The organism is Zoogloea sp., assembly GCF_044344315.1.
In the GTDB taxonomy this organism is placed as follows: Bacteria; Pseudomonadota; Gammaproteobacteria; order Burkholderiales; family Rhodocyclaceae; genus Zoogloea.
The window spans coordinates 1-21,468 of record NZ_JBIJDC010000007.1; the positions used below are offsets into that span (position 1 = coordinate 1).

At 65.3% G+C, this 21,468-nt stretch carries 26 protein-coding genes and 1 pseudogene; 15 read left to right on the forward strand and 12 right to left on the reverse strand.

Annotated features, from left to right (window positions below):
- Positions 1-641, reverse strand: a pseudogene (locus ACIQ09_RS02555) (class I poly(R)-hydroxyalkanoic acid synthase); the annotation flags it as partial.
- Positions 642-655: 14 nt separating this feature from the next.
- The gene (locus tag ACIQ09_RS02560; RefSeq protein ID WP_398305637.1) at positions 656-1,681 is read right to left on the reverse strand and encodes an MBL fold metallo-hydrolase; all 1,026 of its coding nucleotides are present in this window, start codon (positions 1,679-1,681) and stop codon (positions 656-658) included.
- A gap of 117 nt (positions 1,682-1,798) precedes the next feature.
- Here ACIQ09_RS02560 and ACIQ09_RS02565 point away from each other — a divergent pair, with 117 nt between their 5' ends.
- The 15 genes from ACIQ09_RS02565 (at position 1,799) to ACIQ09_RS02635 (ending at position 11,964) form a co-directional block, all read left to right on the forward strand.
- Entirely contained in the window at positions 1,799-2,236 is a 438-nt protein-coding gene (locus ACIQ09_RS02565) for a MerR family DNA-binding transcriptional regulator (RefSeq protein WP_398305640.1), read from the forward strand.
- Positions 2,237-2,316: 80 nt separating this feature from the next.
- Positions 2,317-2,787 (forward strand): PaaI family thioesterase, encoded by a 471-nt coding sequence (locus ACIQ09_RS02570; protein ID WP_398305643.1) that lies wholly within the window; start codon positions 2,317-2,319, stop codon positions 2,785-2,787.
- Between the two features lie 87 nt (positions 2,788-2,874).
- A complete protein-coding gene (gene can, locus ACIQ09_RS02575; RefSeq protein ID WP_398305646.1) occupies positions 2,875-4,017 on the forward strand; it encodes a carbonate dehydratase in 1,143 nt (380 codons plus the stop codon).
- A 74-nt stretch (positions 4,018-4,091) separates the two neighbouring features.
- Positions 4,092-4,712: a 2-hydroxychromene-2-carboxylate isomerase gene (locus ACIQ09_RS02580; RefSeq protein WP_398305649.1), complete on the forward strand. Its 621-nt coding sequence runs from the start codon at positions 4,092-4,094 to the stop codon at positions 4,710-4,712.
- A 57-nt stretch (positions 4,713-4,769) separates the two neighbouring features.
- A complete protein-coding gene (locus tag ACIQ09_RS02585) occupies positions 4,770-5,372 on the forward strand; it encodes a 2-hydroxychromene-2-carboxylate isomerase (RefSeq protein WP_398305652.1) in 603 nt (200 codons plus the stop codon).
- Position 5,373: 1 nt separating this feature from the next.
- Positions 5,374-5,958, forward strand: a complete 585-nt coding sequence (locus ACIQ09_RS02590; RefSeq protein ID WP_398305655.1) for a TIGR00730 family Rossman fold protein — start codon at positions 5,374-5,376, stop codon at positions 5,956-5,958.
- Positions 5,959-5,988: 30 nt separating this feature from the next.
- Positions 5,989-7,095 carry an S-(hydroxymethyl)glutathione dehydrogenase/class III alcohol dehydrogenase gene (locus tag ACIQ09_RS02595; RefSeq protein WP_398305658.1) on the forward strand — a complete coding sequence of 369 codons (1,107 nt, stop codon included), beginning with the start codon at positions 5,989-5,991 and terminating at the stop codon, positions 7,093-7,095.
- Between the two features lies 1 nt (position 7,096).
- A complete protein-coding gene (gene fghA / locus ACIQ09_RS02600; protein ID WP_398305661.1) occupies positions 7,097-7,945 on the forward strand; it encodes an S-formylglutathione hydrolase in 849 nt (282 codons plus the stop codon).
- 4 nt (positions 7,946-7,949) lie between these two features.
- The gene (locus tag ACIQ09_RS02605) at positions 7,950-8,618 is read left to right on the forward strand and encodes a DUF4126 domain-containing protein (RefSeq protein ID WP_398305664.1); all 669 of its coding nucleotides are present in this window, start codon (positions 7,950-7,952) and stop codon (positions 8,616-8,618) included.
- A 90-nt stretch (positions 8,619-8,708) separates the two neighbouring features.
- Positions 8,709-8,918: a DUF1289 domain-containing protein gene (locus ACIQ09_RS02610; RefSeq protein ID WP_398305667.1), complete on the forward strand. Its 210-nt coding sequence runs from the start codon at positions 8,709-8,711 to the stop codon at positions 8,916-8,918.
- A 9-nt stretch (positions 8,919-8,927) separates the two neighbouring features.
- Positions 8,928-9,107, forward strand: coding sequence for a DUF1289 domain-containing protein (locus tag ACIQ09_RS02615; protein ID WP_398305670.1), 180 nt, complete (start codon positions 8,928-8,930; stop codon positions 9,105-9,107).
- Between the two features lie 9 nt (positions 9,108-9,116).
- On the forward strand, positions 9,117-10,043 hold the full coding sequence (locus ACIQ09_RS02620) for an MBL fold metallo-hydrolase (RefSeq protein ID WP_398305673.1): 927 nt from the start codon (positions 9,117-9,119) through the stop codon (positions 10,041-10,043).
- A 148-nt stretch (positions 10,044-10,191) separates the two neighbouring features.
- On the forward strand, positions 10,192-11,031 hold the full coding sequence (rapZ, locus tag ACIQ09_RS02625) for an RNase adapter RapZ (protein WP_398305676.1): 840 nt from the start codon (positions 10,192-10,194) through the stop codon (positions 11,029-11,031).
- Entirely contained in the window at positions 11,028-11,435 is a 408-nt protein-coding gene (locus ACIQ09_RS02630) for a NusG domain II-containing protein (protein WP_398305679.1), read from the forward strand. The genes rapZ and ACIQ09_RS02630 overlap by 4 nt, the downstream gene beginning before the upstream one ends.
- Positions 11,416-11,964: a Gx transporter family protein gene (locus tag ACIQ09_RS02635; RefSeq protein WP_398305682.1), complete on the forward strand. Its 549-nt coding sequence runs from the start codon at positions 11,416-11,418 to the stop codon at positions 11,962-11,964. The genes ACIQ09_RS02630 and ACIQ09_RS02635 overlap by 20 nt, the downstream gene beginning before the upstream one ends.
- Here ACIQ09_RS02635 and ACIQ09_RS02640 read toward each other — a convergent pair.
- From ACIQ09_RS02640 to gshA, 10 genes are all read right to left on the reverse strand, one after another.
- Positions 11,932-12,402, reverse strand: a complete 471-nt coding sequence (locus ACIQ09_RS02640) for a ribonuclease HI family protein (protein ID WP_398305685.1) — start codon at positions 12,400-12,402, stop codon at positions 11,932-11,934. The two genes, ACIQ09_RS02635 and ACIQ09_RS02640, sit on opposite strands and share 33 nt — an antisense overlap.
- Before the next feature lie 269 nt (positions 12,403-12,671).
- Positions 12,672-13,526, reverse strand: coding sequence for a Dyp-type peroxidase (locus ACIQ09_RS02645; RefSeq protein WP_398305688.1), 855 nt, complete (start codon positions 13,524-13,526; stop codon positions 12,672-12,674).
- Positions 13,527-13,585: 59 nt separating this feature from the next.
- A complete protein-coding gene (metW, locus tag ACIQ09_RS02650; RefSeq protein WP_398305691.1) occupies positions 13,586-14,188 on the reverse strand; it encodes a methionine biosynthesis protein MetW in 603 nt (200 codons plus the stop codon).
- Positions 14,189-14,198: 10 nt separating this feature from the next.
- Positions 14,199-15,323 carry a homoserine O-acetyltransferase gene (locus ACIQ09_RS02655; protein ID WP_398305694.1) on the reverse strand — a complete coding sequence of 375 codons (1,125 nt, stop codon included), beginning with the start codon at positions 15,321-15,323 and terminating at the stop codon, positions 14,199-14,201.
- A gap of 174 nt (positions 15,324-15,497) precedes the next feature.
- The gene (gene ptsP, locus ACIQ09_RS02660) at positions 15,498-17,219 is read right to left on the reverse strand and encodes a phosphoenolpyruvate--protein phosphotransferase (protein WP_398305697.1); all 1,722 of its coding nucleotides are present in this window, start codon (positions 17,217-17,219) and stop codon (positions 15,498-15,500) included.
- A gap of 37 nt (positions 17,220-17,256) precedes the next feature.
- The gene (locus ACIQ09_RS02665; RefSeq protein ID WP_398305700.1) at positions 17,257-17,526 is read right to left on the reverse strand and encodes an HPr family phosphocarrier protein; all 270 of its coding nucleotides are present in this window, start codon (positions 17,524-17,526) and stop codon (positions 17,257-17,259) included.
- A gap of 93 nt (positions 17,527-17,619) precedes the next feature.
- Positions 17,620-18,003 (reverse strand): PTS sugar transporter subunit IIA, encoded by a 384-nt coding sequence (locus tag ACIQ09_RS02670; RefSeq protein WP_398305702.1) that lies wholly within the window; start codon positions 18,001-18,003, stop codon positions 17,620-17,622.
- Positions 18,004-18,073: 70 nt separating this feature from the next.
- Positions 18,074-19,123, reverse strand: a complete 1,050-nt coding sequence (locus tag ACIQ09_RS02675) for an FAD:protein FMN transferase (RefSeq protein WP_398305705.1) — start codon at positions 19,121-19,123, stop codon at positions 18,074-18,076.
- On the reverse strand, positions 19,114-20,055 hold the full coding sequence (gene gshB, locus ACIQ09_RS02680; protein ID WP_398305707.1) for a glutathione synthase: 942 nt from the start codon (positions 20,053-20,055) through the stop codon (positions 19,114-19,116). Before gshB ends, ACIQ09_RS02675 begins: the two co-directional genes overlap by 10 nt.
- Before the next feature lie 9 nt (positions 20,056-20,064).
- Positions 20,065-21,366, reverse strand: coding sequence for a glutamate--cysteine ligase (gene gshA, locus ACIQ09_RS02685; protein WP_398305710.1), 1,302 nt, complete (start codon positions 21,364-21,366; stop codon positions 20,065-20,067).
- Positions 21,367-21,468: the final 102 nt, after the last annotated feature.

The following is a 21,468-nucleotide window of genomic DNA, read 5'->3' on the forward strand; positions in this document are numbered from 1 at the left end:
ATCTTGACGCGCAGGTTGCCGCCGCCGTCTTCGACGTCGCGCAGCAGGTTGTTCAGACCCTTGATGAGGTTCTGACCGTGGCTCTTGACCGTCTCGCGGAAGACTTCCGGGTTGGTCAGGGCGAAGTTGGAGGGGGACAGGGCGTCGATGTACTGACGGGTGTAGAAATTGACCTTCTTCTGGCTCTGATCATCCAGGCCGTCAACGCTGCTCACGGTGTCGTGAATATGACGGGCGGCGATGAGGTAGGACTGCTTCATGAAGTCGAACAGGAAGTGCTCCTGCCATTCTTCGTCCTTGAAGCGCTTGTCGTCCTTGGCCGGTGTGGCCACCGGGGTGCCGGCGCCAACACCGGTGAGGCGCATCATGGAGTGCTGCCAGAGGGAGAAGTAGTCCCACACCAGGTTCATCTGGGCCTGGGCGAGGCGATAGGGGTTAGCCAGCAGCTTGCCCATCATGTCCATGAAGGCCTGGGCGATGCCGAGTTCGTCGGCGGGGGCGCTGATCCCCTTCTTGACCTGCTTCTGGATGTGATCGGCCAGCAATTTGGAGGCCCGTTGCGCAACTTCGGCGTAGGTCTTGGCGACTTCTTTAGGGTCCGGCAGTTCGGACTTGGCGACTTCTTTTTCGGGCGCAGCCATTCTCGGGCTCTCCTTTATTGATGGCTTTTGATGAAACGGACAATTCCATCGCTTCCTACTGACCGGCACACCTCCCATTTGCGCGCGAGATGGTTCAGGTGGGCGATGGCTTCCCCCATGGCAAACATGACCTGATGCGTGTCCAGTTCTCGCGGGAAAAGGGTCGCAAGAAGCTCCCCCGCACAGCGTGGCACAGAACAGGCAGCGAGAAGTTCCGCGCAACGGTCGTCGTGGTGCTCGACGAGCTGATCCACGCGCAGACCGATGTTTCGGAACGGGCTCCCGTGGGATGGTAGCACGAGCGTGGCTACCGGCAACTGCTTGAAACTGCGGATCGAATCGAGAAATCGTCCCAGCGGATCGTCATCCGGGGTGGCGGCAAAAACGCTCACGTTGGTGGAGATGCGGGGCAACAGCATGTCGCCGGAAATCAGCACGCCGGCGGATTCGCAATACAGTGACATGTGTTCGGGCGAGTGGCCATGCCCCACGATCACCTTCCAGCTGCGGCCGCCGATCTCCAGGCTGTCGCCGTCGATCACCCGCTCATAGCTGGCCGGCAGGGATGGCACGCCACGCTTGTAGGCATTGCCGCGGCTGGCCAGCGCCGTGCAGCGCGCCTCGTCGAGGCCATGCTGGCGAAACTGGGCCACCATGGCGGTCGTGTTGTAGCCAGGCAGCTGGTTCCACAGGGCATGTCCGCCGAGGAACTCGCCCAGAGTCATGGTCACGGGGGCGCCGGTCTTCTCGGAGAGCCACTGGGCCAGGCCCAGGTGGTCGGGGTGGCAGTGAGTGACAATGATCCGCGTCACCGGCCGGCCGAGGCCGGCGAGGATGGTGTCCCAGGCGTCCTGGCTGGCTTCGAGGCCGTAGCCGGTGTCGACAATCACGACCCCACCGCCATCCTCGATCAGCCACAGGTTGATGTGGTTGAGGGCAAACGGCAGGGGCATGCGGATCCAGTGCACGCCGGGTGCGACTTCCCGGGTTTCCCCCGTTGGGGGAAGTGTGTCGAAGGGGTAGTCCAGTATTGGGGCCATCGTTCTGTTCTCCTGTTTTGTACGGATAGTCGTTTCGCTTGGTCGCGTTGCCCGTGGCTGCGAAATCTGCTTTACTGGCCCTCGTTTTCTTTGTGTCAGCACGTTTGCGCCGGACCCATGAGCCAGGAAGAAACCTACACCATTACCGAACTCGCTCGTGAATTCGGCATCACCCCGCGGGCCATCCGTTTTTACGAGGATGAAGGCCTGCTGGCCCCAACCCGGGCCGGGCGCAACCGCATCTACGCGAGGCGTGACCGCACCCGGCTGCGTCTCATCCTGCGCGGCAAGCGGCTTGGCCTGTCACTGGCCGAGATCGGCGAACTGCTGGGCATGTACGACGGTGTGCGCAACTCCACTCAGCAGCTGAGCCGCTTCCTGTCCGTGCTCGCCGAACGTCGGCGCGCCATTGAACAGCAGCGCGAGGACATCATTGCTGTCCTCGGCGAGATCGGCATGCTCGAAAAGCAATGCCGGGAGCTGCTGGCCGAGAATCCCGAGGGCGCGGCCGAGGCCCGTGCCGAACTGGTTGCCCGTTTGCGAGAGAGCGGTTGATTTTTTACCATTAAAATTACGTTTACGTAAACGTTATAAAAAACTGCCGCGTGAGATAGCCCGTCCCGAGGAGACCCGACATGACCCGCCCGCCCCTTGAGCCCTTCCATCCCCGTGACCCCGGTTATGCTGAGCGCGTGCGGGCCAGCTTCGATCTCCAGCAGGCTATGCACTTGATTGGCGCCCGGCTGGCGGTGGTGGAGCCCGGCTACACTGAAATCCATTTGCCCTATAAGGCAGAGATTACCCAGCAGCACGGCTTCATCCATGGCGGTGTGGTGGGGATGATTGCTGATTCGGCCGCCGGCTACGCTGCCAACACCCTCACCCCTGCGGACAGCAGCGTGCTGACCGTCGAGTACAAGTTGAACCTGATTGCTCCGGCTGACGGTGAGCGTATGGTGGCGAGGGGCGAGGTGATCCGCTCGGGACGCACGCTGATCATTACCAAGGCCGAGGTCTTTGCCATCAAGGCCGAGCAATGGACGCTTTGTGCCGTGATGCAGCAGACCATCATGGCCATGCATGGGCGCAAGGAGAAGGGCGCCTGAAGGCCTCCGGTGGCGCAGGTTCCTGATGAAACGAATGGCGTGGCAGGGTATCGTGTCGGGCTGTTGAAATTGAAGGAAGAGTGATCGATGGCTGTAACCCTGCGCATCCTTGACGAGAATGACCATGCCGAGATCGAACACGTCCGGCAGTTCTTCCGCAACTACGCGGGCTGGCTGGGCGTGGATCTGGGCTACCAGAATTTTGCCGAGGAAATGGCCTCGCTGCCCGGTGCCTATTCAGCACCGATGGGGCGCCTGTTCTTTGCCGAGGTGGATGGGCAGCCCGCCGGTTGCGTCGGCCTCCGTGCTGCGACCGAGGGCGTCTGCGAAATGACGCGCCTTTACGTCGAGCCAGAGCAGCGGGGCAATGGCGTGGGGCGTGAGCTGGCCCTGGCGGCCATCAAGGCGGCCAAAGCCCTGGGTTACCGCAAGGTCATGCTGGATACGCTGCCGGCCATGCGCATCGCTGTGAAGCTTTACCGCGAGCTGGGTTTCACCGAGGCGCCCGCCTACTACCCGACGCCGGTCGAGGGCACGATGTTCCTGGCCCTTGATCTGGAGAATTGGTCCGAGTCCGAGGTCAAGAACGAGAACCTGTTCCACCTCTTCGACTACAACCTCGCCTGGTCGCGACGCATGCGCCAGGTGGACCCCGGTTTCTTCGAAAAGCTGTCCACCCTTCAGAACCCCGAGTACCTGTGGATAGGCTGTTCCGATTCGCGCGTGCCGGCCAACGAGATCATCGGCCTGCTGCCGGGCGAGGTTTTCGTGCATCGCAACGTGGCCAACGTGGTGGTGCACACCGATCTCAACTGCCTGTCGGTGATCCAGTTCGCCGTTGATGTACTGAAGGTCAAGCACATCATGGTGGTGGGGCACTATGGCTGCGGTGGCGTCAAGGCGGCGCTCAAGCGCGAGCGGGTGGGGCTGGTGGATCTGTGGTTGCGCCATGTGCAGGATGTGCACGTCAAGCACCTTGACCGCGTCGACCTGTTGCCGCCCGACATGCGGCACGACCGCCTGTGTGAGCTCAATGCCCTCGAGCAGGTGGTGAATGTTTGCCAGACCATCGTGGTGCAGGACGCCTGGAAGCGGGGTCAGCGCCTGACGGTGCATGGCTGGGTGTACGGCCTGAAGGATGGCCTGATTCGCGATCTGGGCATCAACGTGAGCCGTCGCGACGATCTGATGCCGCGTTACTTTGCCGCGCTCGAAGCTCTTGAGGCCTGAACCCGGGCCTGGTTTGGTTTCGCTGTGCCCAGATGACCCTGTGGCCCCAGGGGCCTGAAACGGAGGAAAACGTCATGACCGAGCCCTCGCAGCCCGCTGCGCCCATCGATTTCTATTTCGACTTTTCTTCGCCCTACGGCTATTTTGCCGCCGAGAAGATCGATGCCCTGGCTGCTCGCCACGGGCGCACGGTGCTGTGGCACCCCTTCCTGCTGGGGGTTACTTTCAAGGTGACGGGCCTGGCGCCCCTGCCGACGATCCCCCTCAAGGGCGCCTACTCGCTGCACGACATCGAACGCTCCGCCCGCTACTTTGGCCTGCCCTTCCGGCAGCCCAGCGTTTTTCCCATCCCCACCCAGCATGCTGCGCGGGCCTTTCTGTGGCTCAATGATCGCAATCCGGCCCGCGCCAAAGCCTTTGGTCTGGCCGCCTATCGCGCCTATTTTGTCGACGACGTGAATATCTCCGATCTGGGCGCCCTGCTCGACATCGCGTCCGCGCAGGGTGTCGACCGCGACGAGCTGTCGGCGGTGCTGGCCGGCACCGAAATCAAGGCCCGCCTGGCGGCGGAGGTGGATCTCGGCTTGGCCCGCGGGGTGTTCGGCTCGCCCTTCGTCTTCGTCGATGGTGAGGCCTTCTGGGGTGCAGACCGGCTGCCCCAACTGGAGCGCTGGCTGGCCGAAGGGGGCTTTTGAGTACTCCCGTGGATAATGCCGACTGCGCATTTCCGAACCCCGAACTCCGGAGACCCCATGTCTGCACCCATCGATTTCTACTTCGACTTTTCTTCGCCCTACGGCTACCTGGCTTCTGAGCAGATTGATGCCCTTGGCGCGAAGCACGGCCGGGCCGTGATGTGGCATTCGATCGTGCTGGATGCCCAGTTTCAGCCTCAGGGCGGCATGAAGATCCCCGCGGCGCTGATGCGCACCGAGTACGTCAGGCGTGATGTGGAGCGCTCGGCCGCCTATTTCGGCATCCCCTACAAGGAGCCGGTGCCCTACCCGGTGCATACCGAGCATGCCGCCCGCGCCTTTCAGTGGCTCAGTGACCGCAACCCGGACGAGGCCCGTGCCTTTGCCCACGCGGTGTTCCGTGCCTACTTTGTCGACGGCCGCAACATTGCCGAGACGGCCGTGCTGCTGGAGATCGCCGACGCGCTCAAGCTTGACCGGGAGGACGTCTCCGCTGCCTTCTCCGATGCGGCCACCAAGGCCCGCCTGAAGGCCGAGATCGATCTGGCGGAGGCCCGCGGCGTGTTTGGTTCGCCCTTCTTCATCGTCGAAGGCGAGGGCTTCTGGGGCAATGACCGCCTGCCCCAGCTCGAACGCTGGCTGGCCCGGGGCCCCTTCTGACATGCGCCGGATCTGCGTCTTCTGTGGCTCCCGCCCGGGCATCAATCCGGCCTACCGGGCCGCAGCCGAATCCCTCGGCAAGACCTTCGCCGAGCGGGGTATCGAGCTGGTGTATGGCGGCGGCAACGTGGGCCTGATGGGCATCATCGCCGACGCCTGCCTGGCCGCCGGTGGCAAGGTGGTGGGGGTGATTCCCCGGGCCTTGCTTGAGTGGGAGGTCGGCCATGAAGGTCTGAGCCGGCTCGAGGTGGTGGACTCCATGCACTCGCGCAAGGCCCGCATGGCCGAACTGGCCGACGGCTTCATCGCCCTGCCCGGCGGCCTGGGCACCTTCGAGGAGCTGTTCGAGATCCTCACCTGGGCCCAGCTGGGCTTCCACAACAAGCCGGTGGCGCTGCTCAACTGCGAAGGCTATTACCAGCCTCTGATCCAGATGATGGACCGGGGCGTTGGTGAAGGTTTCATGAAGGCCGAGAACCGCGGCCTGTTGCTGGTTGAAGACAATGTGTATGCCCTGCTACGCGCCATGGGGGCCTACCACCCCCCGGCCGTGGGCAAGCGCATCCGCGACGAAAAACAACTCTGAAAATCTGCCTGTCCCCAAGGAGAACTCCCCATGAAGACCCGTGCTGCTGTCGCCTGGAAGGCCGGCGCTCCCTTGAGTATCGAAACCGTTGATCTGGAAGGTCCGAAGGCTGGCGAAGTGCTGGTCGAGGTCAAGGCCACCGGCATTTGCCATACCGACTACTACACCCTCTCCGGGGCCGATCCGGAAGGTTTGTTCCCGGCCATCCTCGGCCACGAAGGTGCTGGCGTGGTTGTCGATGTGGGCCCGGACGTGAAGTCCCTGCGCACCGGCGACCACGTGATCCCGCTGTACACCCCGGAATGCCGCGAGTGCAAGTTCTGCCTGTCGCGCAAGACCAACCTGTGCCAGAAGATCCGCAGCACCCAGGGCCGCGGCCTGATGCCGGATGCCACCAGCCGCTTCAGCCTGGACGGTAAGCCCATTCTGCACTACATGGGCACCTCCACCTTTTCCAATTACATCGTGGTGCCCGAGATTGCCCTGGCCAAGATCCGCAGTGACGCGCCCTTCGACAAGGTCTGCTACATCGGCTGTGGCGTGACTACCGGCGTGGGCGCCGTGCTGTTCACCGCCAAGGTGGAAGCCGGCGCCAACGTGGTGGTGTTCGGCCTCGGTGGCATCGGCCTCAACGTGATCCAGGCCGCCAAGATGGTGGGTGCCGACAAGATCATCGGTGTGGACCTCAACCCCGGCCGTGAAGCCATGGCCCGCAAGTTCGGCATGACCCACTTCATCAATCCGAGCGAGGTCGAGAACGTGGTCGATCACATCGTCCAGCTGACCGACGGCGGCGCCGACTACAGCTTCGAGTGCATCGGCAACACCAAGGTGATGCGTCAGGCGCTGGAATGCACCCACAAGGGTTGGGGCCAGTCGGTGATCATTGGTGTGGCCGAGGCCGGTGCCGAGATCTCCACGCGTCCCTTCCAGCTGGTCACCGGCCGGGTGTGGAAGGGCTCTGCCTTTGGCGGCGCCCGCGGCCGCACCGACGTGCCCAAGATCGTGGACTGGTACATGGAGGGCAAGCTCAACATCGATGATCTGATCACCCACACGCTCACCCTCGATCAGATCAATGATGGCTTCGACCTGATGAAGAAGGGCGAGTCGATCCGCTCGGTGGTGTTGTACTGAGATGGGCGACACCGGCTTCGAGACCCTCTCCGAACACGGCTGCTTCGGCGGCCGGCAGGGCTTTTACCGCCACGACTCGCGGGCCATCGGCCTGCCGATGAAGTTCGCGGTGTTCGTGCCTCCCCAGGCTGCCGCCGGCCCGGTGCCGGTACTGTTCTATCTGGCCGGGCTGACCTGTACGGAAGAAACCTTCCCGATCAAGGCCGGCGCCCAGCGGATGGCTGCCGAGCTGGGTCTGATGCTGGTTGCTCCGGATACCAGCCCCCGCGGCGCCAACGTGCCCGGCGAGGCGGAGAGCTGGGACTTCGGCGTGGGCGCCGGCTTCTACCTGGACGCGGTGCGCGAGCCCTGGGCCCGCCACTGGCGCATGGAGAGCTACATCACTGGTGAGTTGCGCCAGCTGGTGGCGAGCCGCTTTCCCGCCGATCCGGCCCGCTGCGGCATCTTCGGCCACTCGATGGGGGGGCACGGTGCCCTGACCCTGGCCCTGCGTCATCCGGACGTGTACAGGTCGGTATCGGCCTTCGCACCGATTGCCGCGCCCAGTCTGTGCCCGTGGGGTGAAAAAGCCTTTGGCGGCTACCTGGGTGATGACCGTGCCGTGTGGCGCGAACACGATGCCAGCACCCTGGTGGAGGATGGCCGGCGTTGCCCGCCCATCCTGATCGATCAGGGCATGTCCGACCAGTTCCTGCCCACCCAGCTCAACCCTGACCGCTTCGAGCAGGTGTGTGCCGATGGCCAGCCCCTTACCCTGCGCCGGCATGCGGGCTATGACCACGGCTACTACTTCATCTCCACCTTCATGGCGGACCACCTGGCCCACCACGCGCAGTACCTGAAGGCCTGAGCCCATGGACCTCGCCAGCCCCGACCTGCACGCCCTGGCCGAGGGCGTCAAGCCGCTCCTCGACTGGCGCGATGTGCCGGTGGATCTGGCGTCCCTGGCCGCGCTGGCGGCGGGGCTGGGGTGGGCCAGCGGCTTGCGCCTGTATGCCCTGGTGTTCGTGCTCGGCGCCCTGGAGCGCTTTGCCGGTGTGCAGCTGCCAGGCGGGCTGGGCATGCTGGCCCATCCCCTGATTCTCGGGGTGTCGGGTCTGCTCCTGCTGGTTGAGTTCTTTGCCGACAAGCTGCCCTGGCTGGATTCCATCTGGGATGCGGTGCATACATTCATCCGCATCCCGGCCGGGGCGGCGCTGGCGGCCGCAGTGATGGGTGATCAGGGTGGTGCCCTGCAGCTTGCCATGGGGCTCCTCGGCGGAACACTGGCCGCCGGCACGCACCTGGCCAAGGCCGGCGCCCGGGCTGCCATCAATACGTCCCCGGAGCCGGTCAGCAACGTGGTGGCCTCCCTGGGGGAAGACGTGCTGTTTGCCGGCGGGGTGTGGACGCTCTTCCACAAGCCCCTGCTTTTTCTGGCGGCCCTGGTAGTGTTTTGCGTTCTGGCCGTCCTGCTGATCGTGATGTTGTGGCGTTTCGTGCGGCGACTGTTCGCTGCGCGCCCTGCCCGGCCCTTGCCATAGGGGCTGCGGTCTGCGATAAGCAGATCAAGGCCTTTCCATCCATGACCTGTCGCCACGTAGCGGCGGGCACGCTTTCCCCAAGAGTCCCCCATGAGTATTCCGTCCCCATGCATCAACGTCTGCCGCATGAACGAAGCCAGCGGCTACTGTGAAGGTTGTTATCGCAGCATCCCCGAGATCACCGAATGGAGCCGTGCCAGCGACGCTCGCAAGCAGGCCATTCTGGGTGAGGTGGCCTCGCGCCGGGCTGCGGCCGATCTCTTCGAACTGGGCCTGCGCGGCGAATGCGTTCGGGATTGAGGACGGGCGATGAGCGACGATAACCCCTGTATCGGCATCTGCGAAATCGAGGACGGTTACTGCATCGGCTGCGGCCGCAGCGCCGAGGTCATCTTTGGCGAGACGGACTCGGCGGGGAGCGGCGATACCGATGCGGGAGTGGATAGCATCCATCCCATGCCCGGCGAGCGGGTAGCGTCCTCGGATTGAGGCCGGGCCATGAGCGTGCATGGGGCCGTGAGCCTGCCGCCCGACATTGATGTCATCGAGCGTGGCTGGTTGTCGGCCAACAATGTGCTGCTGTTCGACGGGCCCGAGGCTACCCTGGTAGACAGCGGCTACGTGAGCCATGCGGCCCAGACCGTCGCGCTGGTGGGCGACGTGCTCGCCGGCCGGCGTCTGGCCCGACTCATCAACACCCACTCCCATTCCGATCATATCGGCTGCAACGCGGCCGTGCAGCGTGCCTTTGCCTGCCGGATCGGCGTGCCCGAGGGCATGGCCGACGCGGTGGCGCGCTGGGACGAGGAGGCCCTGCTGCTGAGCGTTGCGGCCCAACAGGGTGAGCCCTTCAAGGCCGACTTCACGCTGGCACCCGGTGAACGCCTGGTAATGGGGGGGCTGGAATGGCAGGCCTTGCCGGCACCCGGACACGACATGGATGCCCTCGTCTTCCACGCGCCTGACGCCCGCCTGCTGATCTCTGGCGATGCCTTGTGGCGGGACGGTTTCGGCATCCTGTTTGCCGAGGTCATCGGCGCGGGCGGGGGCATTGAGGCCGTGCGTGAAACCCTCGAGGCCATCGCCCGCCTGCCGGTGGATCTGGTGATACCCGGCCATGGTGCGCCCTTCGTCGAGGTCGACGATGCCTTGCGCGCGGCCTTCTCGCGGCTGCAGGCTTTCGAGCAGGACGGCGCACGGATGGCCCGCAACGCCATCCGTGCGTGCATCACCTTCATGTTGCTGGAGCAGCGGAGCATTGATCTGGATGCTCTGCCGGCTTACCTGGCCGAGGTGCACCTGTATCGGGAGGCCAACCGCCGCTTCCTGGGCCTGTCCCCCGATGCCCTGGCCACCTGGCTGGTGGGCGAACTGGAGCGAGCCGGAGTGGCTCGCCGCAAAGGCCATTTTCTGGTTGTGACATAAATTAACGAAAGTGCTGATTTCCGGGAGAAACGAGGCAGCCAGGCTTGAGGAAGTTGTTTATGCTGTTTCGAAAGAAGGTGACAATTTGTCACTTCTCGATGGCAGGCTGGCAAGCAGATCAGCCGCCCTCCTTTCAACAGGTAATCTCATGCAACTCGTTCTGATCAGCGGTCTGTCCGGTTCCGGAAAGAGCGTCGCCCTCAATGTCATGGAGGATTGTGGCCACTACGTGGTCGACAACCTGCCCTCGGCCCTGTTGCCGCAGCTTGTCTCCCATCTGCGAGGTGCGGGCTATCAGCGTATCGCGGTGGCGGTGGATGTGCGCTCCGGTGCCAGCATCGCCGCTCTTCCCCGGCAGGTCGAAGCCCTGCGCGCCATGGTCAGCGACCTGCGCATCCTGTTTCTCGATGCCCGTGACGACACCCTGATCGCCCGTTTCTCGGAAACCCGGCGCAAGCATCCCCTCGGCGACGAATGCAGCACCCTGGGTGAGGCCATCGCCCGTGAACGGGAGGCTCTGGCGCTGATTGCCGAGCTGGGGCAGCGCATCGATACCAGTGACATGTCGGCCAATACCCTGCGCAACTGGGTCAAGGGCTTCATGGACATGGAGGCAGGCAGCCAGATCACCGTGCTGTTCGAGTCCTTCGGCTTCAAGCATGGCATTCCGCTGGATGCCGACCTGGTCTTCGACGTGCGCTGCCTGCCCAATCCCCACTACGACCCGGTGCTGCGTCCCCTCACCGGCAAGGACGGCCCGGTCATCGACTTTCTCGCCAAGTTGCCCGAAGTGGGGCAGATGGTGGAGGACATCTACCGCTTCGTGGCCTCTTGGTTGCCCGCCTATGTCAACGACAACCGCAGCTACCTGACCATCGGCATTGGCTGCACCGGTGGGCAGCACCGCTCTGTCTATGTCGCCGAAAAGCTGGCTGAACACTTCCGTGAGACTGCCCGCGTCCACGTCCGGCATCGCTCCCTGAAATGATCCCCGGGCCCGCCCTGCGTGGCTGGCTGGCGGCCTGGGCCGCCCATCTGAAGTGGGGTGATGTGCTGGTGCTGGCCGCTGCGCTGGCAGCCTGCGGCTTGTCGGCCGTGGCCCTGTGGCAAGGCGGGCGCCCGGACAAGGCCATCATCAAGGCCGGTGGCCGGGTGTTTGCCGAAGTGGATCTGAACGCCACCCGCATCCTTGAGGTGCCCGGCCCCCTCGGGGCCACCCGCATCGAGATTCAGCCCGGCCGGGCGAGGGTTGCCGCGGATCCCGGGCCGCGCCAGTACTGCGTGCGCCAGGGATGGCTGAGCAGCGCCGGCGCGGTGGCGATCTGCGCCCCCAACCAGGTCAGCCTGGCCCTGTCGGGCCGCACCGCCGACTATGACTCCATCAACTACTGAGATCATCCTGAGGCCCTCGGCCGAGGACCATCGGGTGGCTCGCCATGCAGCGGCAGCCATCGTCCTGACGGTTGCCGAAGCGGCTATTCCGCTGCCCCTTCCCGGGGTCAAGCCCGGCCTCGCCAACATCATCACCCTGGTGGTACTGGCCCGCTGGGGCTGGCGTGAGGCCGTGTGGGTGGCGCTGCTGCGGGTGCTCGTCAGCAGTCTGCTCCTCGGGCAGTTTCTGGCACCAGGCTTTTTCCTGAGCCTGGTCGGCAGTGTGACCAGCCTGGCGGTGCTGGGCCTCGCGATGCACCTGCCGGGGCGAGCCTTCGGGCCGGTCAGCCAGAGCGTGATGGCCGCCTTCGCTCACATCGGCGGGCAACTTCTGGTGGCTCGGGCCTGGCTGGTCCCCCATGACGGCGTGTTCTACCTGGTCCCGGTGTTCGCCCTTGCGGCGACGCTGTTCGGGCTGGTGAATGGGTTGATTGCGGCGAGGCTGTTGCAGGAGAAGTCAGCGCCGCCGCCGGAGCAGGCCGGGGTGTAGCCCCGGCTTGTCGGGCAGGCCGAGGGCGGCCCGCGACAGGCGGTCCGCGTCCCGGTTGCGATGTCGCGGGATCCACGTCAGGCGGCATTCCGCAAAGCCGGTCATCAGATCCTGGGTGCGCAGGATGATCTCGCGCAGCCGGATGACCTTTGTAGTGTCCAGCCCGTTGATATGACGCACCACAAAGTCACTGTCACCCTGTAGCAGGACATGACGGGCTCCCGACGCCCGGGCCATATCGAGGGCCTTGCCCAGGGCCAGCAGTTCCGCCACGTTATTGCAGCCGCCCTGGGCCGCGACGCCCGAATACTCCTGTCGTTGCCCCCCCGGACTGACCACAAGCACCCCCAGCCCGATCCGGCCAGGGTTTGGGTAGGCCGATCCGTCGAACCAGATGTGCCATTCCGATTGGCTGGGGTGGGGCATGGCGTCGGGCATCGTTTTGACTTCAGCGCGGTAGGCCCCGCACTTTAAGCCTTCAACCGCGTATTGGGGGCGAGCAAAGCGCCCGTCGGTTGATTGTGAAATGCCGACGGGCTGGGCCACACGAATAGTGCTCGTTTCGCCAACTTGCGGAGCCGGCGACAGCCCTGCTGGCGATGTTGGGTATGAGTGGGCTCCTAGTGCGTCGGGTAAGGGTACGGGGATGAGGGCGTGTGGGGCACCGCATGGCGGGATATGCCATCAGTGCCTGCCTCGGATGGCGCTCAGAGCGGCAACTGCAACTTCCCGGCCACCATCGGTGGACACCAGAAGTACGCACCCGATACCGGCCGGGTAAACCGGAACAGCGCATCCACAATGCCGTCCTCCAGGCCTAGCATGCGTCGCATCTGGGCCTGGAAGGCGTCGACGCTGTGGCCGAAGGCGACGAACATCAGGCCGGCGTTGCGGCCTTCGGCCCAGGGCATGGAGCGGCGGACGAGGAAGGCTTCGGGGGTGAAGCTCTCTTGCGCGGTGCGTTTGACGTGGGCCGATTCGGGCGCGTCGTCGAGCTCTTCGTTGTCGCTGCGGCGGCGGCCGATGCAGTGGTCGCGCTCCTCGGGCTGCATGGCCTCGAAGTGGCTGAAATTGTGGGTCCAGCGCTGGACGGCGACAAAGCTGGAGCCGTCGGCGGCGATGGCGGCGGCGGTAGCTGCGTCGCCCTCCGGGTTCTCGGTGCCGTCTTCGTAGCCGCTCAGGTCGCGTCCGCCGTCGTGCTTGAAGGCATCCCACGAATCCGCCAGGGTGAATGCCGGAGCCAGCGCCGTCTCGATGTGGCGCGCCCGGTGCAGGAGCTCGCCCCGGTCGTCACCGCGCAGCCATAGCCACAGGGCGAAGGGGGTGGAAGGGATGTCGACGCCGGGGCCGGACAGGGGCGGGAAGGGCTTGAGACCCGCAACCTTGCGGCCAAGGGCGCCGAGGGGGGCCATGCCGATGCCGGCGACGGTGCGTGCTCCATCGACGATGTCCTGCAGGGCGGCGAGCCCGGCGGCCACGTCGGTGCCGGGCTCGAGATTGAAGGCGAGGTAGCGGGCGAGGGGGGGCAGGGGCAGCAGGATGCCGGCTTGGGGGGTACTCATTACACTCTCCGGGAATGGATGCGATCTGCGGAGATGATAGGGCAATCCCCTCCTGGCCGTCAGCCTGTCGGTGCTTCGCTCCGGCCGAGGCGGTAGAGGGCGACGCTGGCCAGAAAGTTGGGTTCGTCGGTGATCACCTTGTCCTCGTCGAAGGCCAGCCGTTCATGGATGGCGATACCTTCCTGGGCGCACAGGTCGTCGAAGTCGGCGATGGTGAAGAAGCGGATGTTGGGCGTGTTGTACCACTGGTGCGGCAGGTTCTTCGACACCGGCATGTGGCCGTTGAGGATGGCCTGGCGGTGGCGCCAGTAGGCAAAGTTGGGGAAGCTCACCACGGCCTCGCGGCCGACGCGCAGCATCTCCTTCAGGATGCCCTGGGTGTTGTGCATGGCCTGCAGGGACAGGCTCATGATGACATGGTCGAAAAAGCCGTCGTCGAAGCCGGCGAGCCCTTCTTCCATGTCGATCTGGATCACGTTGATGCCGTTGCGGGCGCAGGCCAGGACCCGCTCGGGGTCGTTCTCCACGCCGTAGCCGCGTACCTGGCGGACTTCGGCGAGATAACGCAGCAGGCTGCCGTCACCGCAGCCCAGGTCAAGGATGCGCTCGCCCGGTTCGATCCAGTTGGCGATCACGTCGTAGTCGTAACGCTGGAAGCTCATGGCGCGCCTCTTACACCTGGATGTTGTCGATATAGGCCCGCAGGATGCCGTGATACTGGGGGTCGTCGAGAAGGAAGGAGTCGTGGCCGGCGGGGCAGTCGATCTCCGTGTAGCTGACCCGGCGATCACTGTGCATCAGGGCGTAGACGATCTCGCGGCTGCGTGACGGGGCGAAGCGCCAGTCGGTGCTGAAGGAAACGACAAGGTAGTCGGCCTTGGCCCGGCCGAGGGCGGCCACCAGATCACCGGCATAGTCGAAGGCCGGATCGTAGTAGTCGAGGGCCTTGGTGGTGAGCAGGTAGGTGTTGGCGTCGAAGAAGCCAGCAAACTTGTCGCCCTGGTAGCGCAGGTAGGACTCGATCTCGAACTCGACGTCGTAGCTGAACACCGGCTTGTCGTGGCGCAGGGCGCGGCCGAATTTCTGGCCCATGGCGTCATCGGACAGGTAGGTGATGTGGCCGATCATGCGGGCCAGGGCGAGGCCGCGGGTGGGGACCACGCCGTGCTCGTAGTAGTGGCCGCCGTGGAACTCCGGGTCTTTCAGGATGGCCTGGCGGGCTACTTCGTTGAAGGCGATATTCTGGGCGGTGAGCTTGGGGGCCGAGGCAATCACCAGGGCGTGGGCGACCCGGTCGGGGTATTGCAGCGTCCACGACAGGGCCTGCATGCCGCCCAGGCTGCCGCCCACCACGGCGGCAAAACGCTCAATGCCGAGCCGGTCGGCCAGCCGGGCCTGGGCATCAACCCAGTCTTCGACGGTGACGAAGGGAAAGTCGGCGCCCCAGGGCTTGCCTGTGGCCGGATTGATGCAGTTGGGTCCGGAGCTGCCGTAACAGCCGCCCAGGTTATTGACCCCGATGACGAAGAAGCGGCGGGTGTCGAGGGGTTTGCCGGGGCCGACCAGGTTGTCCCACCAGCCTTCGGCGCCGCCGTCGGCGTACCTGCCAGCCACATGGTGGGAGCCGGACAGGGCATGGCACACCAGCACCGCGTTGCTGCGGGCGGCGTTGAGGGTGCCATAGGTCTCGTAGACCAGGTCATACTGGGGCAGCACGCCACCGCTCTTGAGGGGAAGCGGGTCGCTGAAGTGGGCCGTCTGCGGCACCACGATTCCGACGGATTGTTGTTCTTTCATCTCAGTTTCGTCCCGGAAACGAAAAACCCAGCCGGCGAACGGTCGCTGACTGGGCTGCCGTCGCTTTAGCCGTACTTGTAAAGCGCCCGCAAGCTGAAGGGTTCAAATCGGCGCTGAGACCAGAGATTAGCGCGAGGCCCGGTGACAAGTCAAACCTGCACCGGGGCGCCGGGGCTAGAGCTTTTCCACGGCCTCGCGCACCCGGTCGGGATCGTCCAGTTTGAGGAGGCGCTGCACCTTGGGGGTCAGGTCGGATGCGTCGGCCCGCAGGATGGCCTGCTTGACCTCCAGGATCTGCGCCGGGTGCATGGAAAACTGGCGCAGGCCCATGCCGATGAGCAGCCGGGCACATTCGGGGTCTCCGGCCATCTCGCCGCACACAGACACCGGAATGCCGGCCTTGATGCCGGCCTGGATGGTCTGGTGGATCAGGCGCAGCACGGCCGGGTGCAGCGGGTTGTAGAGGTGGGCGACGGCCTCGTTGCCCCGGTCGATGGCCAGGGTGTACTGGATCAGGTCGTTGGTGCCGATGGACAGGAACTGCAGACGCCGGGTAAAGGCACCCAGGCACAGGGCCGCGGCGGGGACTTCGATCATGCCGCCGACCGGTACGGCCTCGTCGAACTTGATCTTGCGTTCGCGCAGCTGGGCCTTGGCCTTGTCGAGGAGAACCAGCGTCTGGTCGATCTCGTTGCTGCTGGCCAGCATGGGGATCAGGATCTTCAGCTTGCCGTAGTGGCTGGCGCGCAGCAGCGCCCGCAACTGGGTCAGGAACATCTTGGGCTCGGCCAGGCAGAAGCGGATCGCCCGCAGGCCCAGCGCCGGATTGTCTTCGGTGCGGGTGGCACCTTCGAGTTCCTTGTCGGCACCTACGTCGAGGGTGCGTACGGTGACCGGCTTGCCGGCCATGGTCTTGACCACGGTGCGGTAAGCATCGAACTGCTCGTCCTCGTCTGGCCAGGTTTCCCGGCTCATGAACAGGAATTCGGTGCGGAACAGGCCCACGCCATCGGCTTCGACACCTTTGGCCTGAACGGCATCGGGGGGCAGCTCGATGTTGGCGAGGATCTGCACCTCCTCGCCGTCGAGGGTGGCGGCCCGGGTGGACTTGAGGCGCTTGAGCTTGGAGCGTTCGAGTTCGACGGCCGCCTTGCGCAGGCGATATTCCTCGAGGACGCGCTCGTCGGGGTCGATGATGACGACGCCGCGGGTGCCGTCGATGATGATCAGCTCGTCGTCCTTCACCACATGGCGGATGTGGCGCAGGGCGACGACGGCCGGGATCGACAGGCTGCGGGCGACGATGGCGGTGTGGCCGGTGGGGCCGCCCACGTCGGTGATGAAGCCGGCGACGGCGTGATCCTTGAAGCCGATGGTATCGGTGGGGGACAGGTCGTGGGCGACGACGATGGTGCCGAGGCCGTCCTTGCGCTTGGGCGGAAGGTGACCGGGGTGGCCGAGGAGAACCTTGACGACCCGTTCGACCACCTGCACCACGTCGGACTTGCGCTCGCGCAGGTAGGCGTCCTCGATGGCCTCGAACTGCTCCACCAGCTGTTCCATCTGCTGGACCAGCGCCCATTCGGCATTGGCCCGCCGTGTGCGGATGAGCTGTTCGGCCGCCTCCACCAGCATCGGATCTTCGAGGAACATGATGTGCATGCCGACGAAGGCGTCCACCTCTGAGGGTGCGGCGCCGGCGCCGGTGGCTGCCTTGAGCCCGGCGAGCTCGACCTTCACCCGGGTGACGGCGTTGTGCAGGCGCGTGACTTCGGCCTCCACGTGCTTGGGGGCAATCGTGAAGTGGGCGACTTCCAGCAGGGCGTGGGAGACCAGGTGGGCATGGCCGATGGCAATGCCCTGGGACACGGCCAGGCCGTGTACGGTGAAGCTCATCGCTCGTCCTCCCGCGCCGTCGGGCGGGGCGGCCGCGTCATTCCCCTTCCCCGAACTTGTCGGCGATCAGGGCGATCAAGGCGCTCATGGCCTCATCCGCGTCGTTTCCATTGGTGTCGATGGTGATGGTGCTGCCTCTGGCTGCGGCCAGCATCATGACGCCCATGATGCTTTTGGCATTGACCCGCTTGCCGTTGCGCTCCAGCCAGACTTCGCTCTGGTAGGCGCTGGCGGTCTGGGTCAATTTGGCGGAGGCGCGGGCGTGGAGGCCCAGCTTGTTGATGATTTCTGCTTCCTGACGCGGCATGGTTCGGTTCTTCCTGTCTTCCTCGGTGTGCGTATGGCATAACCCGGTTCTTGATGTGCTTGCCGGTGGTCGCCTGTGTGCGTGCTTCTACTGCTATTTCATATGCACGACGCCTTCACAGGCGCCGGCCACTGCTTTCTTGACCAGTACATCCATGCTGCGTTCCCTGTAAGTGATGGTTCGCAGCAGCATGGGCAGATTGGCTCCTGCCACACCCTCGACGCGCCCGGGCTCCAGGAGCTTGGCAGCAATGTTGGCTGGCGTGGCACCCAGTATGTCGGTGAGGACGAGCACACCGTCACCGCTGTCTACCAGGCTGAGCAGCTGGCGCGCCAGGGGCAGGGCATCCAGAGGGTCGTCCTGGCCGGATACTCCCATTTGCATGATCTGGGGTGGACGGCGGTTCATCACGTGGCAGGCGCACTGGATCAGCGATTCGCCGAGGCTGCCGTGGGTGATGAGAAGGATGCCGATCATGGGGGCATTCTATCCGATGGGGCTGACCCGGCAAGCCGGAAAAACCCGGAGGTGCTGGGGGCTTGTTGCCTCAGTCGATGACGTTTGCCGGCGTGATGCCCTTGTCGAACTGAAGGCGGTCACGCAGGGCACGGGTCACTTCGATCCGTCCCTGGGCGTCGACCCGCAGCGCATGGTTGATGCCGAAGCGCCGGGTGTATTCGCGCCAGCGCTCGCCAGCCAGGTAGGCGGGCTTGCTGGTGGCATCCGAGAGGGTGCCGGCGTGGGCGCGTGGGGTGATAAGCACGGTGACGGCCTGGGTGCCCCGGGCAGGCAGGCCGCTGCGGGGGTCGAGGAGGTGGCAGTAGCGCTCGCCATCCAGCTCGAAGAAGCGTTGGTAGTCGCCGGAGGTGCCGATGGCCTCCCCGTCGCGCAAGGGCAGGCTGGCCAGGGGGCGCGGTTCCCGCGGGTGCTGGATGCCGACCCGCCAGGGGTGCTCGCCCTTGCTGCCGAGTGCCATGATGTTGCCGCCTATGTTGATCAGGGCGTTGTGGATACCGTTCTCCCGGAGGAGGGTGGCGGCCCGGTCGAGGGCGTAGCCCTTGGCGTACCCCCCCAGATCGAGCTGGACGGCCCGGTTGCGGCTGCTGACGGTGGTGCCGCTGATCGTCAGGTCGGCCATGCGCGGTCGGGCTGCGATGGCTGCCGCGAGGGCGTCGGCGGCGGGGCGAGCGGGCGTGAAGGTGTCGGTGTGAAAGCCCCACAGGGCAATCAGTTGGCCAAGGGCCGGGTTGAAGAGCTCGTCACCGGTACTGGCGATGGCCTGGGCGTCGGTGAGCATGGCCGCCAGCTCCGGTGATACCGGGATCTGTGCCGTGCCTACAGCAATGGCGGCGTTGAGGGCGGTGAGTTCGGAGGGCTCCCAGGCGTGATAGGCCCGGTGCAGGCGGTCGAATTCCTGCAATACGGCCGCGGTGGCGGCGCGGGCATCCTGTTCGGAGGCACCCCAGGTGATCACCTCCACCCGGGTACCGAACACATAGGATTCCTGCTGGTGGAGGTGTTCCCGGTTGCAGCCGGCAAGTAGCAGGGCGAGGCCAAAGGCCAGCAGCCAGCCGGCGAGGCGACGGGTCAGGCGCATGCCTCCTCGAGGGCGTCGATGACGGCGCCGGGCACGTCGAAACCCATCTGGGCGGTGATCTCGACCATGCAGGTGGGGCTGGTGACGTTGATCTCGGTGAGGCGGTCGCCGATCACGTCGAGGCCGACAATGAGCAGGCCGCGCGCCCACAGGATGGGGGCCAGGTGGTCGGCGATGGCGCGCTCGCCGTCGGTCAGGGGCATGGCCACGCCACGCCCGCCGGCTGCCAGATTGCCGCGGGTTTCGCCGGCCATGGGGATGCGGGCCAGGGCGTAGGGGATGACCTTGCCACCGATGATCAGCACCCGCTTGTCACCGCCGGAGATGGCGGGCAGGTAGGCCTGGGCCATGATGGTCCGGCGTTCGTCCTGGGTGAGCGTCTCGATGATGACGTTGCGGTTGGGGTCGTCGGCCCGCACCCGGAAGATCTGGCTACCGCCCATGCCGTCGAGGGGCTTGAGGATGGTGTCGCCATGGGCGTCGATGAAGGCATTGATGTCGACAGCGGCCCGGGCCACCCGGGTGGCCGGGGTGAACTGGGGGAACTCGGTGATGGCGAGCTTCTCGGAATGGTCGCGGATCGAACGCGGGTGGTTGAAGACCCGGGCGCCGGCCTGGGCCGCCCGTTCGAGCATCCAGGTGGCCGTGACGTATTCGAAGTCGAAGGGCGGGTCCTGACGCATCAGCACTGCATCGAAGGCGGTGAGGGGCAGCGCGGTTTCGTCACCGGCGCTGTACCAGGCGTGATCGTCATCGGTGGGCGTGATGGCCAGGGCCCTGGCCGACACCTCGCCGCCATCCCACAACAGGGCTTCGCGCTGGATGGCGAAGACCTGGTGGCCGCGCCGGGCGGCGGCCCGCATCATGGCAATGCTGGAGTCCTTGTAGGCCTTGAGGGTGTCGAGGGGGTCGAGGATGAAGGCGAGTTTCATGGAGCGGGCTCAGGCAGCAGCTTCTTCGAGGACGGCAGCCGGTTCGGTGGCCTCGATCTCGACAGCCGCGGCGAGCAGGGCCAGACGGGCCACCACACCGTAGGCGTAGAAGCGGTTGGGCGGTGCGTCCGGCCCCTGGGTGCAGTCTGGCAGGCTGCACGGAGCCTCGAACGCCAGGGGTTCGAAGTGCATGCCCGGGGCGTTGAGGTTCTCGTCGCGGCCGCGCTGGGTGTGCACCCGGTAGAAGCCGCCGACCACGTAGTGATCCATCATGTAGACCACCGGTTCGGCAACGGCATTGTTGACTGTCTCGAAGGTGTGCACGCCTTCCTGGATGATCACGTCGTGTACCTCCAGGCCTTCCTTCACCACGCTCATCTTGTTGCGCTGCTTGCGGTTCAGGCCGATCAGTTCGGCGGCGTCCTTGACGGTCATGACGCCCATGCCGTAGGTGCCGGCGTCGGCCTTGACCACCACGAAGGGCTCGTCGGTGACTTCATATTCCTTGTACTTGGCGCGGATGTTGTCGAGCATGGTGGCAACCTTGTCAGCCAGCTCCTGCTCACCCGCACGGGCGTGGAAATCGAGGCCGCCGCAGGTATCCCAGGCCGGGTTGATGCGCCACGGGTCGATGCCGATGGCCTTGCCGAAGTCCTGGGCCACGCGGTCGTAGGCGGCGGCGTGGTTGGACTTGCGCCGGGAGTGCCAGCCGGCATGGACCGGCGGAATGACCCACTGGTCGTGGAGGTTCTGCAGGACGTCGGGAACGCCGGCGGACAGGTCGTTGTTGAGCAGCACGGCGCAGGGGTTGAAGTCCTTCAGGCCGAGGCGGCTGCCGTGGCGCTCCAGGGGTTCGAGGGTCAGGCTGCTGCCGTTGGCGAGTTCGACCACGGTGGGCGCGGTGATCTCGGGGAGCAGGCTGCCGAGACGGACTTCGAGGCCGGTCAGGCGCAGGATGGACACCAGCTTGGCCACGTTCTGCAGGTAGAACTGGTTGCGGGTGTGGTTCTCGGGGATCAGCAGGATCGAGCCGGCACCCACGCAGATGCGTTCGATGGCGGCCTGGGCCGCCTGCACGCACAGGGGCATGAAGGCGTCGTTGAGGTTGTTGAAGCCGCCCGGAAACAGGTTGAGGTCGACCGGCGCCAGCTTGAAGCCTGAGTTGCGCAGGTCAGTGGAACCGTAGAAGGGCGGCAGATGCTCCTGCCACTGGGTGCGCATCCAGCGCTCGATGGCACAGGCGTTGTCGAGGAAATGGCGCTCCAGCTCCAGCAGGGGGCCGGTGAGCGCGGTGGTGAGATGGGGAACCATGGGACCTCGCGAACTGTTCTCGGGTGGGCGATGCGTCGGGTAACGACGGAAGGGAGTGCGTCGTGGACCTGCGCGGCCTGTGATTGTTCGCGGGATGTTACA